Annotated in this window: 14 protein-coding genes; 7 read left to right on the top strand and 7 right to left on the bottom strand. The window is 69.7% G+C overall.

Annotated features, from left to right (window positions below):
• The first annotated feature begins 7 nt into the window (after positions 1 to 7).
• Positions 8 to 1948 (top strand): acetate--CoA ligase, encoded by a 1941-nt coding sequence (acs, locus tag AC1DVI_RS09800; protein ID WP_476957801.1) that lies wholly within the window; start codon positions 8 to 10, stop codon positions 1946 to 1948.
• 69 nt (positions 1949 to 2017) lie between these two features.
• Here acs and AC1DVI_RS09795 read toward each other — a convergent pair whose 3' ends face one another.
• The 3 genes from AC1DVI_RS09795 to AC1DVI_RS09785 all read right to left on the bottom strand — a co-directional run bounded on the left by AC1DVI_RS09795 (position 2018) and on the right by AC1DVI_RS09785 (position 3333).
• Entirely contained in the window at positions 2018 to 2374 is a 357-nt protein-coding gene (locus AC1DVI_RS09795; protein WP_476957800.1) for a hypothetical protein, read from the bottom strand.
• 128 nt (positions 2375 to 2502) lie between these two features.
• On the bottom strand, positions 2503 to 2988 hold the full coding sequence (locus AC1DVI_RS09790) for a thermonuclease family protein (protein WP_476957799.1): 486 nt from the start codon (positions 2986 to 2988) through the stop codon (positions 2503 to 2505).
• Positions 2989 to 3150: 162 nt separating this feature from the next.
• Positions 3151 to 3333, bottom strand: a complete 183-nt coding sequence (locus AC1DVI_RS09785) for a DUF1674 domain-containing protein (protein WP_476957798.1) — start codon at positions 3331 to 3333, stop codon at positions 3151 to 3153.
• A gap of 168 nt (positions 3334 to 3501) precedes the next feature.
• Between AC1DVI_RS09785 and htpX the strand changes: the two genes are divergently transcribed.
• The 6 genes from htpX (at position 3502) to purH (ending at position 11344) form a co-directional block, all read left to right on the top strand.
• On the top strand, positions 3502 to 4392 hold the full coding sequence (gene htpX / locus AC1DVI_RS09780) for a zinc metalloprotease HtpX (RefSeq protein WP_476957797.1): 891 nt from the start codon (positions 3502 to 3504) through the stop codon (positions 4390 to 4392).
• 285 nt (positions 4393 to 4677) lie between these two features.
• Positions 4678 to 5610 (top strand): exopolyphosphatase, encoded by a 933-nt coding sequence (locus AC1DVI_RS09775; protein WP_476957796.1) that lies wholly within the window; start codon positions 4678 to 4680, stop codon positions 5608 to 5610.
• Positions 5611 to 5618: 8 nt separating this feature from the next.
• Positions 5619 to 6353 carry a hypothetical protein gene (locus tag AC1DVI_RS09770; protein WP_476957795.1) on the top strand — a complete coding sequence of 245 codons (735 nt, stop codon included), beginning with the start codon at positions 5619 to 5621 and terminating at the stop codon, positions 6351 to 6353.
• A gap of 87 nt (positions 6354 to 6440) precedes the next feature.
• Positions 6441 to 7757: an RsmB/NOP family class I SAM-dependent RNA methyltransferase gene (locus AC1DVI_RS09765; protein WP_476957794.1), complete on the top strand. Its 1317-nt coding sequence runs from the start codon at positions 6441 to 6443 to the stop codon at positions 7755 to 7757.
• Between the two features lie 148 nt (positions 7758 to 7905).
• Positions 7906 to 9537 (top strand): heparinase II/III family protein, encoded by a 1632-nt coding sequence (locus AC1DVI_RS09760; RefSeq protein WP_476957793.1) that lies wholly within the window; start codon positions 7906 to 7908, stop codon positions 9535 to 9537.
• Between the two features lie 202 nt (positions 9538 to 9739).
• Complete coding sequence (gene purH / locus AC1DVI_RS09755) at positions 9740 to 11344, top strand: bifunctional phosphoribosylaminoimidazolecarboxamide formyltransferase/IMP cyclohydrolase (RefSeq protein ID WP_476957792.1); 1605 nt, start codon at positions 9740 to 9742, stop codon at positions 11342 to 11344.
• Between the two features lie 117 nt (positions 11345 to 11461).
• Here purH and AC1DVI_RS09750 read toward each other — a convergent pair whose 3' ends face one another.
• The 4 genes from AC1DVI_RS09750 to AC1DVI_RS09735 all read right to left on the bottom strand — a co-directional run bounded on the left by AC1DVI_RS09750 (position 11462) and on the right by AC1DVI_RS09735 (position 15042).
• Complete coding sequence (locus AC1DVI_RS09750) at positions 11462 to 11713, bottom strand: hypothetical protein (protein WP_476957791.1); 252 nt, start codon at positions 11711 to 11713, stop codon at positions 11462 to 11464.
• 81 nt (positions 11714 to 11794) lie between these two features.
• Positions 11795 to 13099 (bottom strand): MFS transporter, encoded by a 1305-nt coding sequence (locus AC1DVI_RS09745; protein ID WP_476957790.1) that lies wholly within the window; start codon positions 13097 to 13099, stop codon positions 11795 to 11797.
• 8 nt (positions 13100 to 13107) lie between these two features.
• The gene (locus AC1DVI_RS09740; protein WP_476957789.1) at positions 13108 to 13338 is read right to left on the bottom strand and encodes a hypothetical protein; all 231 of its coding nucleotides are present in this window, start codon (positions 13336 to 13338) and stop codon (positions 13108 to 13110) included.
• A gap of 69 nt (positions 13339 to 13407) precedes the next feature.
• A complete protein-coding gene (locus tag AC1DVI_RS09735; protein ID WP_476957788.1) occupies positions 13408 to 15042 on the bottom strand; it encodes a tetratricopeptide repeat protein in 1635 nt (544 codons plus the stop codon).
• Positions 15043 to 15164 lie beyond the last annotated feature (122 nt).

Below are 15164 nucleotides of genomic sequence, written 5' to 3'. Positions count from 1 at the left end.
CGAGCCAATGTCCGACAATTCGTTTTTTCCTGTTAAGCAGGAAATCGCCAAGACCGCTTACGTGGACGAAGCCGCCTACGCCCGCCTGTACGAGCAGTCCATCAACGATCCGGAAGCCTTCTGGGGCGAGCAGGGCAAGCGCATCGACTGGATCAAGCCCTACAGCAAGGTGAAGGACGTCAGCTACACCGGCGACGTCCACATCAAGTGGTTCTACGACGGCACGCTGAACGTCTCCGCCAACTGCGTCGACCGCCACCTGGCGACGCGCGGCGACCAGACCGCCATCATCTTCGAAGGCGACGATCCGGGCGTTTCCAAGCACATCACCTACAAGGAACTGCACGAGCAGGTCTGCCGCCTCGCCAACGTCCTGAAGAAGAACGGCGTCAAGAAGGGCGACCGCGTCACCATCTACCTGCCGATGATCCCCGAGGCCGCCTACGCCATGCTGGCCTGCGCGCGCGTCGGCGCCATCCACTCCATCGTGTTCGGCGGCTTCTCGCCGGACAGCCTGAAGGACCGCATCGTCGACTGCGACAGCCACTTCGTCATCACCTCCGACGAGGGTCTGCGCGGCGGCCGCAAGGTTCCGCTGAAGGCCAACGCCGACAAGGCCGTCGCCGCGGCGCCGGGCGTCCAGCACGTGCTGGTCGTCAAGCACACCGGCGGCAACGTCGCCTGGACCGAGGGCCGCGACCTCTGGTACCACGAGGAGATCGCGTCGGTGTCCGCCGACTGCCCGCCGGAGGAGATGAGCGCGGAGGACCCGCTGTTCATCCTCTACACCTCGGGCTCGACCGGCAAGCCGAAGGGCGTGCTGCACACCACCGGCGGCTATCTCGTCTACGCGTCGATGACGCACCAGTACGTCTTCGACTACAAGGACGGCGAGGTCTACTGGTGCACCGCCGACGTGGGCTGGGTCACCGGCCACAGCTACATCGTCTACGGCCCGCTGGCCAACGGCGCCACCACCCTGATGTTCGAAGGCGTGCCGACCTATCCGGACATCTCCCGCTTCTGGCAGGTGGTGGACAAGCACAAGGTCAACATCTTCTACACCGCCCCGACCGCCATCCGCTCGCTGATGCGCGAGGGTGAGGGTCCGGTGAAGAAGACCTCGCGGTCCTCGCTGCGCATCCTCGGTTCGGTGGGCGAGCCCATCAACCCGGAAGCCTGGCTGTGGTACTACAACGTCGTCGGCGATGGCCGTTGCCCGATCGTCGACACTTGGTGGCAGACCGAGACCGGCGGCATCCTGATCACCCCGCTGCCGGGCGCCATCGGCCAGAAGCCGGGTTCGGCGACCAAGCCCTTCTTCGGCGTGAAGCCGGTCGTCGTGGACAACGACGGCAAGGAGCTGGAGGGCGAGACGGAAGGCAACCTGTGCATCGCCGACAGCTGGCCGGGCCAGATGCGCACGGTGTTCGGCGACCACGAGCGCTTCGTCCAGACCTACTTCTCGACCTTCGCGGGCTACTACTTCACCGGTGACGGCTGCCGCCGCGACGCGGACGGCTATTACTGGATCACCGGCCGCGTGGACGACGTGATCAACGTGTCGGGCCACCGCATGGGCACGGCGGAAGTGGAAAGCGCGCTGGTCGCCCACCCGAAGGTGGCCGAGGCCGCCGTCGTCGGCTACCCGCACGACCTCAAGGGCCAGGGCATCTACGCCTATGTCACGCTCAACGCCGGGGAAAACCCGTCGGAGGAGCTGCGCAAGGAGCTGGTGGCCTGGGTCCGCAAGGAGATCGGCCCGATCGCCTCGCCGGACCTGATCCAGTGGTCGCCGGGCCTGCCGAAGACCCGTTCGGGCAAGATCATGCGCCGTATCCTGCGCAAGATCGCCGCAAACGAGCACGACAGCCTGGGCGACACCTCGACGCTGGCGGATCCGACCGTTGTGACCGACCTGATCGAGAACCGCATGAACAACGCCTGATCGCGGCGTTCATCGGGGTTTGTCTACGGACCGGGGGCCTTCGTGGCCCCCGGTTCCGTTTCGGGGCCTTTACTTGGGCGTGGAGTCCGGACCGCCGGACGCGCCGCTGCCGGACTGGGGCTTCACGGACTCGGCGGTGCCGGGCTTCAGGCCGGACTCGCCGCTCGCCGCGTCGGGGACGGCGCCGATGCGGCCCTGCGCGCGGGATTCCGCCGCGTTCTTCTGCTTCTCGGTGCGGCGCTCGCCCAGCGTCGGGTCCTGGGCGCCGGTCGATTCCATCCAGGCTTCGCCTTGGGATGGCGGGGCGGCGCCGAGACCACCCTCCATCGTCTTGGCGTCCTGCGCGGCGGCGGCGCTGGTCAGGGCGAGGCTGGCGGCCAGCAAGGCGATGGCGCCGGGGACATAAGACGAGGCCTGGGTCGTCATGGTTCGCTCTCCTCCTTGGTGGGAGGGGCAACAGCGGAGCGAGACGACGGGTTCCCGATTCATCCGTTGGTGGAATTGGGCGTTGGTGGAACTGGGCGTTGGTGGAACCGGGCATTGGAGGAACCGGGTTAGCCCATGCCCGTCCCGTCGCACCAGGGCTGGCGCCGTTCGCCGTGATAGGGGCGGGCGAGCCCCGCCTCGATCAGCGCGGCCGACAGGTCGGCGCCCCCGCCGGTCAGCACGCGGGCGCGCACCCGCCCGCCATACTTGTCGGGCTGGACGTCGAGCAGCCGCACCGGGGCGGGCCCGATCAGGCGGCGCGCGTGGTCGCGGGCACTCTCAGCCAGTTCCCGCTCACGGGGGCAGCGGGCGCGCATCTCCGGTGCGTCCAGCCCGTCCACCCGGACGTGGGTTTCCACCACCTGACCCAGCCAGATGGTGGCCCGCACCAGCAGCGTGTCGCCGTCCAGAACCTCCAGCACCTCCGCCGGGATCGGGCCGGGCAGGGTGGGCGGAGCGGCCTGGACGGTGCCGGCTAGCAGTGTGGAGAGAAACGCCAGCCAGATCCCGGCGGAGCGGGGCGGGCATGGGCTGGTGGACTTGGGCGATCCCATGGCGCGACCTCTCCGGGCACCGGTTCGCGAAGGAGCGAACCGGTCACAGAGTAGCGCGCGAACAGGAGCGCATCAAGCACAACCTAGGTATTCTATCCTGGTTGCGTACGTATTCAAATTTGGAACAGGGGCGTTCAGGCAATTGGTCCTAGAAGCGCCGGCTCAAAAGTCCGAGCAGCGGCCCTTGAACTCCCAATCGCCGAAGCGGGTCGGTTCCGGTCCCTTCGGGCCGCCGATTTCACCGGGCATCTGCTCGGGTCCCTTGGCGCCGGTCTCGGGGGTCGTTTCGGCGTCGGGCTTTGCGGCGTCTTCCGGTGCCGGGCCGGTGATCTTCGTCTCGGTCATGGCCGTCCTCTGGGGTCGGGTGCGGTGCCGGGCCATCTTGAACGATGCCTTCCGCCAAGCCCATATCACCAGACAAGCCCCGCGGAAAGCCCCGCCGGGGCCGTCTCGTCCAACCAACAGTGAAACCGTCCAGAAGATCGCCCGGAACATCGCCAAGAGAACACCGCCATGACCAGCTATGTAAAGACCACCATCCTCCTCGCCGGCCTGACCGCCCTGTTCATGGGCATCGGCTATCTGATCGGCGGCAAGGGCGGCATGATGATCGCCTTCGTCATGGCGCTGGGCATGAACCTGTTCAGCTACTGGAACTCCGGCGACATGGTGCTGTCCATGTACGGCGCGCGGGAGGTCGACGCCTACACCGCCCCCGAATATTACGGCATCGTCCAGCAACTGGCCGAGCGCGCCGGCCTGCCGATGCCGCGCGTTTACATCATGGAAAACGACCAGCCCAACGCCTTCGCCACCGGGCGCAACCCGGAGAACGCCGCGGTCGCCGCCACCACCGGCCTGCTGCGCCTGTTGAGCCCGGAGGAGGTCGCCGGCGTCATGGCGCATGAGCTGGCCCATGTGAAGAATCGCGACACGCTGATCATGACGATCACGGCGACCATCGCGGGCGCCATCTCCATGCTCGCCAACTTCGGCATGTTCTTCGGCGCGTCGCAGGGCAACAGCCAGAACGGGCAGGGCGGCAACCCGCTGGGGCTGATCGGCGGCATCCTGGTTGCCATCCTGGCTCCCTTCGCCGCGATGATCGTCCAGATGGCGATCAGCCGCACCCGCGAGTACGAGGCCGACCGCATCGGCGCGGAGATCTGCGGGCGCCCGCTGTGGCTGGCCGACGCGCTGACCCGCATCCACAGCTACGCCCACCAGATCCCGAACTACGCGGCGGAATCCAATCCGGCCACGGCGCATCTGTTCATCGCCAATCCGCTGCACGGGCGCAGCCTCGACAGCCTGTTCTCCACCCACCCGAACATGGAGGAACGGGTGCGCCGCCTGCGCGGCATGGCCGGCCCCTCCTTCATGCCGCGCAGCCCCTGGGGGTGAGTTCGCCCGTCCATCGCACGACCGGATAGGTCTGAAGCCGGGGGCAAGATCGACACGGATTTCACGGATTTGGGCACGGATTTCACGGAATCCTCGATCCGTGCCTCATTCCAGCCGCACCGGGCCGAGCAGCTCCGTGAAATCCGTGTCGATCTTGCCCGCGTTCGCCGGGCGCTGCGTTCAGGCGGGCTTTTCCGGCCCGGACGGTTCGCGGTTGCACGCCGAAAGACGTACGTCTACCTTCCCTCCACTTGCCGATTGTGGGGCGCTCAGGGGGAAAACCGCATGTCCGACGTCACGAAATACCGCCTCGTCACCCGGTCCGACTTCGACGGGCTGGTCTGCGCCGTGCTCCTGAAGGAGCTGGGCATCCTCGACGAGATCAAGTTCGTGCATCCCAAGGACATGCAGGACGGCAAGGTCGAAATCTCCGACCGCGACATCACCACCAACCTGCCCTATGTGCCCGGCGTCCATCTCGCCTTCGACCACCATTTGTCGGAGACGATCCGCGTCGGCAAGCGCGACAACCACGTCATCGAGGCCGCCGCCCCCTCCGCCGCCCGCGTCGTCTACAACTACTACGGCGGCAAGGCGCGCTTCCCGACCATCTCCGACGAGATGATGGCCGCGGTCGATCAGGCCGACTCCGCCCAGTATACCATCGAGGACATCCTGAAGCCGCAGGGCTGGACCCTGCTGAACTTCATCATGGACGCGCGCACCGGCCTTGGCCGCTTCCGCGACTTCCGGATCTCCAACTACCAGCTGATGATGGAGCTGATCGACTACTGCCGCAGCCACGGTATCGACGAGATCCTCGCTTTGCCCGACGTGAAGGAGCGGGTGGACCTCTACACCGAGCATGAGGCGAAGTTCTCCGACCAGCTCGCTCGCTGCAGCACGATCCGGGGCAACGTCGTGGTCATCGACCTGCGGCGGGAGGAGACCATCTTCGCCGGCAACCGCTTCATGATCTACGCGATGTACCCGGAGTCCAACGTGTCGATCCACGTCCTGTGGGGGCTGAAGCAGCAGAACACGGTGCTGGCCTGCGGCAAGTCGATCATCAACCGCAGCTCCAAAACCAACATCGGCCCGCTGATGCTGGAGTATGGCGGCGGCGGGCACGAGGCGGCGGGCACCTGCCAGGTGGACAACGACAAGGCCGAAGCGGTGCTGGAGGAGATCGTCGGGCGCATGCGCGCCGACGGCTGACGGGAATCGTGCCGGACCTGTTTCTCGACAAGACCCCGCTGTTCGACTCGGGGTGGCTGAGCCTGTCCCCCGCCACCAGCCGCGATGACGTGCTCCTCTGCATCGCCGAGGCCGAACGCCGCGCCGAGGCGGCGCTGGAGCGACTCGGGCGGACGCTGACGCAGGGCATCCCGGCGGCGGAGCGTGACCGGCGCATCGACGCCCTGCTGGCGCTGGAGACGCGCGGCATTCCGGCCTCCGGCACTGCGGCGGACGGGGCGGTGGAGCGTGTGATGATGGAGGTCGGCTTCCGCAGGCGCGACCTGATGCCCCGCTTCCACGAGCTGGCCGAGCAGTGCCGCGCCGTCCACCGCCGCGCCCTGGCGATGGCGCGGGACGCCCGCTGGGCGCTGATGCTGGAACGCGCCGCCGCCGATCCCGGCGGACCGTCCAGCCCCATCCAGGGGGTGGGGACCCGCTACGTCAAGAGCGACCGCTACGACGCCCGCGCCGCGCGCAGCCTGCCACCGGACGACCGCGTGCGCGCCGACCGTTTCCTCAAGCGGCTGGGCGAGGACCCGGTGCCGCCGGAGCTGGAGCTGAGCCCGCTGGAAGGCACGGAGCTGTGGGGGATGAAGGCCGGCAACGGCAACCGTTTCATCCTGCGCCGGGGCGAGCTGCGGGGCGTCGTCTGCTTCTTTGTCGAGGACGTCGGCCCCTATCCCGACCACGAAGGCGGACGGCGGGGCGCCCTGGCCCGTTGAGGCGCCCCGCTGAGGCGTGGCGGAATCCGTTTGGTCCCGCGCAGCGGCTACTCGACACCCGCCGTCCGGCGCGCTACATCCAGCGGCATGTCCGACGCCTCCCTTGCCGCGCGCTCCGCCGCGCTCGACCTTCTGCGCGATGTGCTGCGCAAATCCATTCCCTTCGACGATGCGTTCGACGCGCATCCGGAGTTGCGCGGGCTCGACCCGCGCGACCGCGGCTTCGTGCGGCTGCTGACCGCCACCGTGCTGCGCCGGCTCGGTCAGATCGACGCGCTGATCCAGGGCAGCCTCGCCAAGCCGGGTCTGCCCAAGGCCACCGTGCACGACATCCTGCGGCTGGGCGCGGCCCAGCTCGTCTTCCTCGGCACGCCCGCCCACGCCGCCGTCGACACGGCGGTGGAGCTGGCCGCGGCCAGGGGGGCGGAACCCTACAAGGGCCTGATCAACGCCGTCCTGCGCCGCATCGGGCGCGAGGGGGCGGAGCTGGCCGCCCAGCAGGACGCCGGGCGCCTGAACACGCCGGACTGGCTGTGGCTGGCCTGGCGGCAGGCCTACGGCATCGGCCGCACCCGCGGCATCGTCGAGGCGCACCTGCACGAGGCGCCGCTGGACATCACCGTCAAGACCGACCCCGCGGCCTGGGCCGAGCGGCTGGAGGCCAGGCTGCTGCCCACCGGCACGCTGCGCCGCGCCGCCGGCGGCAACCTGACGGAGCTGCCGGGCTTCGCCGAGGGCGCCTGGTGGGTGCAGGACCTCGCCGCCTCGCTGCCGGCCAAGCTGTTCGGCGATCTGGCCGGCAAGCGCGTCTACGACCTGTGCGCGGCGCCCGGCGGCAAAACCGCGCAGCTCGTCGCGCAAGGGGCGCAGGTGACGGCGGTCGACCGCTCCGCCAAGCGGCTGGAGCGGGTGCGGGACAATCTGGCCCGCCTCAACCTCTCGGCGGAGGTGCTGGCGGCCGACGCCGCCACCTGGACCCCGGACCAGCCCGCCGACGCGGTGCTGCTCGACGCCCCCTGCTCGGCCACCGGGGCGATCCGCCGCCATCCCGACATCCTGCGCGTCAAGTCGCCGGAGGACATCGCCAAGCTGGCCAAGGCGCAAAGCCGCCTGCTGGCCCACGCCGTCGATCTGGTGAAGCCCGGCGGAACGCTGATCTACTGCACCTGCTCCATCCAGCCGGAGGAGGGCGAGGCGCAGGTCGACCGCATCCTGGCCCGCGACAAGCGGGTCGAGCGCCTGCCGATCACACCGGTTGATCTGGGCGGCGGTCATGCGGGGGATGGCAATTTGGCCGAGTTGATCAACGAGCGCGGTGAGGTACGATCCCTGCCGGGCATGCTCGGGGACCTCGGCGGGATCGACGGGTTCTTCGTGGCACGGCTGCGACGGCTGCACGATTAGGGCACCACCGGCTTGCGGGGGTCGAGGCGAATTTGATACGACAACAGGATGCATCCCCCCGATCGCCCGAATGCCTTCAGCGAAGCGCCGGCCATCGCCTCCCCCTGCCGTGTGACGGGGTGAGCCGATGAGCGCCGGGCGTGGGAAAATGGGCCGCTTGCGGGACGGCGTCGCGCAGATCGCCTTCGGCAACCCGATCTACAAGCTGACCTTGGGCGGCCGCGCGCCGACGGCCCTGTCCGCCGTGCCGCCGGACCCCTGGCCGGGCGACGCCGGGGAAGGCTCGGCGATCCTGGCCGGCGTCTTCCGCTTCGGCGGGCAGGCCGCGGCCGCCGACGCCCACGGCGCGCCGAACTGGCGGGCCGGCGGTACCGTCTGGCAGGACGCCCTGCACGGCTTCGAATGGCTGCGCGACCTGCGGGCGGTCGGCGGCGACACGGCGCGCCGGCGCGCCCGTTCGCTGGTGCTGTCCTGGCTCGACCACAACGGCGGCTGGAACGCCCAGACCTGGGCGCCGGAGGTGCTGGGCGCCCGCATCGCCGCCTGGATCGGCCTGCACGACTTCTACTGCGCCTCCGCCGACGACGAGTTCCGCGCCGCGGTCTTCGACAGCCTCGCCCGGCAGGTCAAGCATCTGACCCGCGTGGTCCCCGGCGCGCTGGACGGCAAGGCGCTGGTCACCGCGGCCAAGGGTCTCGTCTATGGCGGCTTCTGCCTGCCGGAGCATGAGCGGATCGGCCAGGATGCGTTGAAGCTGCTGGAGCGCGAGCTGCCGCGCCAGATCCTGCCGGACGGCGGCCATGTCGAGCGCTGCCCCTCGGTGCAACTGCGCATCCTGCGCGACCTGATCGACATGCGGTCGGTGCTGCGCACCGCCCGCGCCGACGTGCCGGAAGCGCTGCAGCACGCCATCGACCGCATGACGCCGGCCCTGCGCTTCTTCCGCCACGGCGATGGCGGCCTCGCCCTGTTCAACGGCGGGCGGGAGGAGGACGCGGCGCTGGTCGACACGGTGCTGGCCCAGGCCGACGCCCGCGGGCGCCCGCTGAAGAGCGCGCCGCACACCGGCTTCGAGCGGCTGATCGCCGGGCGCACCATGGTGCTGATGGACACCGGCGTGCCGCCGGTCACCGGTTTGGACGCCACCGCCCACGCCGGCACCCTGTCGCTGGAGATGTCGGTCGGCAAGGAGCGGCTGATCGTCAATTGCGGCGCCCATCCGGTGAAGACCGGCCCCTGGCGCGCCGCGCTGGCCGGCACCGCTGCCCATTCCACCGTCGTGCTGGCCGAGACCAACTCGTCGGAGGTGATCGAGGCGGGCGGGCTGGGCCGCCGCCCCTCCCATGTCGGCTGCGAGCGGCAGGAGAACGACGGGGCGGTGCTGGTCGTCGCCACCCACAACGGCTACAGCCGCAACTTCGGCTATCTGCACCGCCGCCGCGTCTATCTGGCGGAGAACGGCGAGGACCTGCGCGGCGAGGACATGCTGGAGCCGGTGATCGGCGCCACGCCGGAGCCGCGGCCCTTCACCATCCGCTTCCACCTGCACCCGGCGGTCCAGGCGACCCTCATCCAGGGCGGGCAGGTGCAGCTGAAGCTGCCGAGCGGCGCCGCCTGGCGGCTGCGCGCGTCGGGCGGCACGCTGGAGCTGGAGGAGAGCATTTATCTGGGCAGCGGCGACGAGCCGCGGCGGACCACCCAGATCGCCGTCTCCGGACATACCGGCCCCGCCATCAAGACGGTGAAATGGGCCTTGCGCCGCGAGCGCAAGGGGGGGTAAACCGCGCCCATCCGCGGCGGACAGGCCGTGGGAATACGGATCGGTGCCTGTTTCGAGAGTCTGTGGAGTGTTCGCCCTGCGACCGTGATCCCCGCCCGTGCGGGGGTGACGAAGCGGGGTGTTTCGCTTTTCCGTCTTCCCAAGCCCTGTCTTCCCAAGCCCTGCCCGCCGCAGCCGGTTCCATGACAGCCAGGATGCCCCGATGAGCCCGCCGAACGTCGCCCACTCGCCCGCCCCCGATCTCGTCCGCATCACGCGCGCGCTGATCTCCGTGTCCGACAAGACGGGCCTCGTCGCGCTCGGCCAGGCGCTGGCGGCCAAGGGCGTGGAGATCCTGTCCACCGGCGGCTCCGCCCAGCGGCTGGCCGAGGCCGGCATCCCGGTGAAGGAGGTCTCCGACCACACCGGCTTCCCGGAGATCATGGACGGGCGCGTCAAGACGCTGCACCCGCGCGTGCACGGCGGCATCCTGGCCCGCCGCGACATCCACGCCGAGGCGATGACCACCCACGACATCCCGCCGATCGACCTCGTGGTGGTGAACCTCTACCCGTTCGAGGCGACGGTGTCGAAGGGCGCCGACTACGCCAACTGCGTGGAGAACATCGACATCGGCGGCCCGGCGATGATCCGCGCCGCGGCCAAGAACCACGACTTCGTCACCGTCGTCACCGACCCCGAGGATTACGAGGCGGTTCTGGACGAGCTGGCGACCCATGACGGCGCCGTTACGCTGAATCTCCGCCGCACCCTGGCCCAGCGCGCCTACGCCCGCACGGCCTCCTACGACGCGGCCATCTCCTCCTGGCTGGCCGGCCAACTCGGCGAGACCTTCCCGCCGCGCACCACCCTGTCGGGCAAGCTCAGCCAGACCCTGCGCTACGGCGAGAACCCGCACCAGCAGGCGGCCTTCTACGTCACCGGCGAGCAGCGCCCGGGTGTGGCGACGGCGATCCAGCTCCAGGGCAAGGAGCTGTCCTACAACAACCTGAACGACACCGACGCCGCCTTCGAGCTGGTCGCCGAGTTCGAGCGTCCGGCCGTCGCCATCATCAAGCACGCCAATCCCTGCGGCGTCGCCGAGGGGACGAACCTGCTGGACGCCTACAAGCAGGCCCTGCTGTGCGATCCGGTCAGCGCCTTCGGCGGCATCATCGCCGTCAACCGTCCGCTGGACGCCGCCACGGCGGAGGAAATTGCCAAGCTGTTCGCCGAGGTGGTGATCGCCCCCGACGCCGACGACGCGGCCCGCGCCCTGCTCGCCACCAAGAAGAACCTGCGCGTCCTGCTGACCAAGGACGTGCCGAACCCGGCCGAGCCGGGGATGATGGTGAAGCAGCTCTCCGGCGGCTTCCTGCTGCAGAACCGCGACAACGGCCGCATCACGCTCGACGATCTGAAGGTGGTGACCAAGCGCGCTCCGACGGAGCAGGAGCTGGCAGACCTGCTCTTCGCCTTCCGCGTCGCCAAGCATGTGAAGTCGAACGCCATCGTCTACGCCAAGAACGGCGCCACGGTGGGCGTCGGCGCCGGCCAGATGAGCCGTGTCGACTCGGCGCGCATCGCCGCCATCAAGTCGGCGGAGGCCGCCAAGGCCGCTGGCCTGTCGGAGCCGCTGACCAAGGGGTCGGTGGTCGCCTCGGATGCTTTCTTCCCCTTCGCGGACGGCCTGCTGGCCGCGGCGGAAGCCGGCGTGACGGCGGTGATCCAGCCCGGCGGCTCGATCCGCGACAACGACGTCATCGCCGCCGCCGATGAGAAGGGTCTGGCGATGGTGCTGACGGGGATGCGCCACTTCCGGCACTGAGCATCCGCATTCGCGAGCTTTTGCCCCCTCCCTAACCCTTCCCCGCCTTCGGCGAGGGAGGGGACCAACTCCCTCCACCGCAGAGCGGGGGAGGGTCGGGGAGGGGGCAATACACTCTTACCCCCGCCGCGCCCCCAAGATCCGCGCCAGCATGGCGGCGGCCCCGCCTTGGGGGGAATCCCCGTCCGTCCCCTCGTCCGGCTTCAGCCGACCGGTTGCCGCCATGGCGATCAGCATCGCCGGATGCATCGCGGGATGATGGGGCGAAGGATGCCCCGCCGAATCGCCTTCTCCACGCGCCGCGGCGTGGTCGCGGGCCAGCGCCTCGTTGATGTGCGCGAAGGCCTCGATGTCCTTGATGTGCAACATGTCCGTTCCGCCCTCCGCGCAAAGTTCGTTGTGCGTCGCAGCAAAAGGCAAGTTAGCAGCTTCCGCTGGGTGAATCCGCCGTCATGCCGCGGCGGACTGTCGCACCGCATTCGCATCGCCCGGTGCCGGCTCCCGAACCGCCAGCATAAGCCCAAAACCAATGACGAAGAAAGCCACAACGCTCGCCATGCCGGCCCGCTGGCTCTCGAACAGCGTGGTCGCCAGCCCGAAGGCGAGCGGCCCGACGAAGCCGGCCATGCGGCCGGTCAGGCTGTAGAGCCCGAACATCTCGCCCACCATGCCCGGCGGGGCCAGCCGCGCCATCATCGACCGCCCGGCCGCCTGCGCCGGCCCGAAGAAGGCGCCCAGCCCCAGCGCCAGCACCCAGAACCACGCCTTCTCCGTCGCCAGAAGCAGCGGCACGCCGAAGGCGGTCAGGCCGATCAGGCTGACCAGGATGGTCGGCTTGGCCCCCATCCGGTCGTCCACCCAGGCGAAGCCGATGGCCCCGACCCCGGCCACCACGTTCAGCGCGATGGCGAAGAGCAGGATCTCCTCGAAGGTCATGCCGAAGGCGTGGGCGGCGAAGATGCCGCCGAAGGCGGTGATGGTGTTGATGCCGTCGCGGTAGATCGCGCTGGCGATCAGGAAGCGCAACGTGTTGCGGTACTTGCGCGTCTCCGCCAGCGTCCGCCGCAGCGTCGCCATGCCCTCCCGCGCGGCCTCCCGGATGCCCAGTCCGGTCGCCGGCACGTCCGGAACGAACAGGAAGAAGGGCAGGGCGAACAGCCCATACCAAGCGGCGGCCAGCAGGGCGGTGGCGCGCACCGGCGCCTGCTCCGCCGTGTCGAGCAGGCCGAACAGCGGGGCGGGCGACTTCACGAAGACGAACAGGGCGACCACCAGACAGGCCAGCCCGCCGAAATAGCCGATGCCCCAGCCCCAGCCGGAAATCCGCCCGAGCATCCGCGGCGGCGCCAGAGCGGTCAGGCTGGCGTTGTAGAAGACGTTCGCCAGCTCGAAGGCGACGGTGCCGATGACCACGCAGACCAGGGCGAACAAAGCGTGGGACGGGTCGGGTTTCACCCACCAGAGCGCGGCGCAGAAGACCACGGTCAGGGCGGTGAACAGCGCCATCCACGGCTTGCGCCGCCCCGTCCGGTCGGCCACCGCGCCCAGCACGGGGCTGAGCAGGGCGATCAGCAACCCGGCGACGGTCAGCGCCGCGCTCCAGCGCGAGGCCCCGGCGACCTCGTCCCCGACCACGCCGCGGGCGAAATAGACGGAGAAGATGAAGGTCGTGACGATGGTGTTGTACGACGAGTTCGCCCAGTCGTAGAGGCACCAGGACGCGATGGCACGGCGGCTCGGCGTGTCGTTGGCCATCGGTCGGATTACTCGACGGCCGGCGGGGGCGGGTCGAGGTGGATCGGGACGAGGTCGATGGTGGGGCGCTGGCCGTCCAAGCGCTGGTCGTCCAGCCGTTGATCGATCCGGGCGCGCAGTTGCATCATCTGCGCCTGGATCGCCTCGATCTCCGCCTTCTGCCGCTCCAGATCCGACAGGTCGGGCAGCGGGACGGCGACGTCGGTGGCGATGCGGTCGGAAGACTCGTCGGTGCTCATGGGGCCTCTCCGGTTCGGCGTCGATCGGCTGGCTTCGGCCCGCGGGAAAACCCGAGGGCGCGCGTCCGTTCAGCCGCCCACGCCGAACGAAATCTGGTTGTTGTCGTAGCGGGCGACGATGGTCAGCCGGTCGCCGGGGCGCACGCGGATCGGCGTCTCCAAATAGGTCATCGCCTGCTTCCAATGGTTCGTCCGCGCCCGGCTTTCGGAGCGGTAGGTGACCTCCTCGTCCATCTGCAGGTCGAACCAGAAGGCCACGCCGTGGCAGGTGCCCTCCGCCGTGATCTCCACGGCGATCTCGCGGCCGCCCTCCTCTGGCATGTTGCGGGTGAAGTCGAAATCGAGCGCGGTGAAGGGGGCCGACAGCGGCGTGTGGGTGTCGGCGCCGAGGTCGATCTGCTGGTAGCCGGGGGAGCGGAAGACGTCGAAGGTCGACATGTCGAAGCCGCCGATGCGCTTCACCGGGTTGATGCGGGCCAGCTCCGGCGTTTCCACCAGCATGGCGTAGACGGTCGAGGCGCGAGGGATGATCGCGCCGCCGGGTTTCACCAGATGGGTGCGCGCGTGCTGCAGCACCGACAGCATGCGCGGCGCCAGCATGCCGATGTTGATGAGCTCCGACACGAAGATGTCGGCCTTCTCCGGCAGGTCGCCGCCCTCGCCCACCGACAGGCGGGTGGACAGCTTCGGCACCACGTCGATGCGCTCGGCGTAGCCGTTGTTGGCGACGGTCTCGCGGGCGATGCGGGCGAGGATCGGGTTCACCTCGCAGGTCACCACCCGCCGCGCCCCGGCGCGCGCCGCCATCATGGCGACGATGCCAGAGCCGGTGCCGATCTCCAGGACCAGCGAATCCGGGGTCACCGCGCGCTTCAGCGCCGCCTCGTAGGCGTCGTTGCGCTCGACATCGTTGATCATCGGCAGGTGCCAGCCGGGAACGGCGTTGGAATAGATCAGCCGGCGGGTGAATTGCACCAGCGGGTGGTCCGGCGCGATGGCGCGGGCGGCCTCGATGGCCTCCACCGCCTCGTTGGCGCGGTCGAGGCTCTGCAAGGTGTGGGCCAGCCCGACATGGGCGGGGACGAAGCGGGGCGCCGCCGCGATCACCACGCGGAACGCCTCCTCGGCTTCCTCCAGGGCGCCGCGGGTGCTCAGCGCCTCGGCGAGGTTGTAGCGGGCCTCCAGATACTCCGGCGCCCGTTCCAGAGCGGCGCGGAAGGCGGCCTCCGCCTCGTCCAGCCGGCCCAGCTCGCGCAGCGTGGTGCCCAGGAAATTGTGCATCTCCGGCGCGTCGCCGCGCAGGGCCAGGGCGGCGCGGAAGGCGCCCTCGGCGTCCTCCAGCCGGCCCAGCGCCTTCAGCGCGTTGCCCAGGTTGCCGTGAAGCTCCGGCAGGCGGTCGTTGAGGGCGATGCCGGCGCGGAACGCCGCCTCCGCCTCCGCCGCGCGGCCGAGCTGGAAGAGCAGGCTGCCGCGGCTGTTGTGGAAGGACGGGTCCTTGCCGTCCTCGGCGATGGCGTGCGTGAAGAGGTCGAGCGCGCCGTCGGGATGGCCGGTGTGGGCGGCGACGACGCCCAGCAGGTGCAGGGCCTGCGCGTTGTGCGGGTCGGTCGCCAGGATCGCCCGGCAGGCCGCCTCCGCCCCGCCCAGATCGTTCGTCCGCAGCAGGCGGATGGCGTCGTTCAGGGTTGGCTGGGGGTCGGTCATCGCGGCGGGCTCCGGTTGGGCGGACAATCCTTGGATTGGCCGCACCATAGCCGGAAAGCGGGCGGGACGCATGGGAAACCCTCGTCCGGGCCCGCCCGAAGGGGGCCGGACGAGGGGTTTTC

Source organism: Azospirillum sp. P4_B5 (genome assembly GCF_056402275.1).
The sequence above is the reverse complement of the archived record's forward strand: the minus strand, read 5'-3'. Positions and strand labels throughout refer to the sequence as shown.

Excerpts from the sequence above, each read along its gene's own strand:
- AC1DVI_RS09775 (WP_476957796.1), top strand. The coding sequence starts at position 4,678 with ATGTCCGACGTCACGAAATACCGCCTCGTCACCCGGTCCGACTTCGAC.
- AC1DVI_RS09785 (WP_476957798.1), bottom strand. The coding sequence starts at position 3,333 with ATGACCGAGACGAAGATCACCGGCCCGGCACCGGAAGACGCCGCAAAG.
- acs (WP_476957801.1), top strand. The coding sequence starts at position 8 with ATGTCCGACAATTCGTTTTTTCCTGTTAAGCAGGAAATCGCCAAGACC.
- AC1DVI_RS09765 (WP_476957794.1), top strand. The coding sequence starts at position 6,441 with ATGTCCGACGCCTCCCTTGCCGCGCGCTCCGCCGCGCTCGACCTTCTG.
- purH (WP_476957792.1), top strand. The coding sequence starts at position 9,740 with ATGAGCCCGCCGAACGTCGCCCACTCGCCCGCCCCCGATCTCGTCCGC.
- AC1DVI_RS09735 (WP_476957788.1), bottom strand. The coding sequence starts at position 15,042 with ATGACCGACCCCCAGCCAACCCTGAACGACGCCATCCGCCTGCTGCGG.
- AC1DVI_RS09740 (WP_476957789.1), bottom strand. The coding sequence starts at position 13,338 with ATGAGCACCGACGAGTCTTCCGACCGCATCGCCACCGACGTCGCCGTC.
- AC1DVI_RS09760 (WP_476957793.1), top strand. The coding sequence starts at position 7,906 with ATGGGCCGCTTGCGGGACGGCGTCGCGCAGATCGCCTTCGGCAACCCG.
- AC1DVI_RS09745 (WP_476957790.1), bottom strand. The coding sequence starts at position 13,099 with ATGGCCAACGACACGCCGAGCCGCCGTGCCATCGCGTCCTGGTGCCTC.
- AC1DVI_RS09795 (WP_476957800.1), bottom strand. The coding sequence starts at position 2,374 with ATGACGACCCAGGCCTCGTCTTATGTCCCCGGCGCCATCGCCTTGCTG.
- AC1DVI_RS09790 (WP_476957799.1), bottom strand. The coding sequence starts at position 2,988 with ATGGGATCGCCCAAGTCCACCAGCCCATGCCCGCCCCGCTCCGCCGGG.
- htpX (WP_476957797.1), top strand. The coding sequence starts at position 3,502 with ATGACCAGCTATGTAAAGACCACCATCCTCCTCGCCGGCCTGACCGCC.
- AC1DVI_RS09750 (WP_476957791.1), bottom strand. The coding sequence starts at position 11,713 with ATGTTGCACATCAAGGACATCGAGGCCTTCGCGCACATCAACGAGGCG.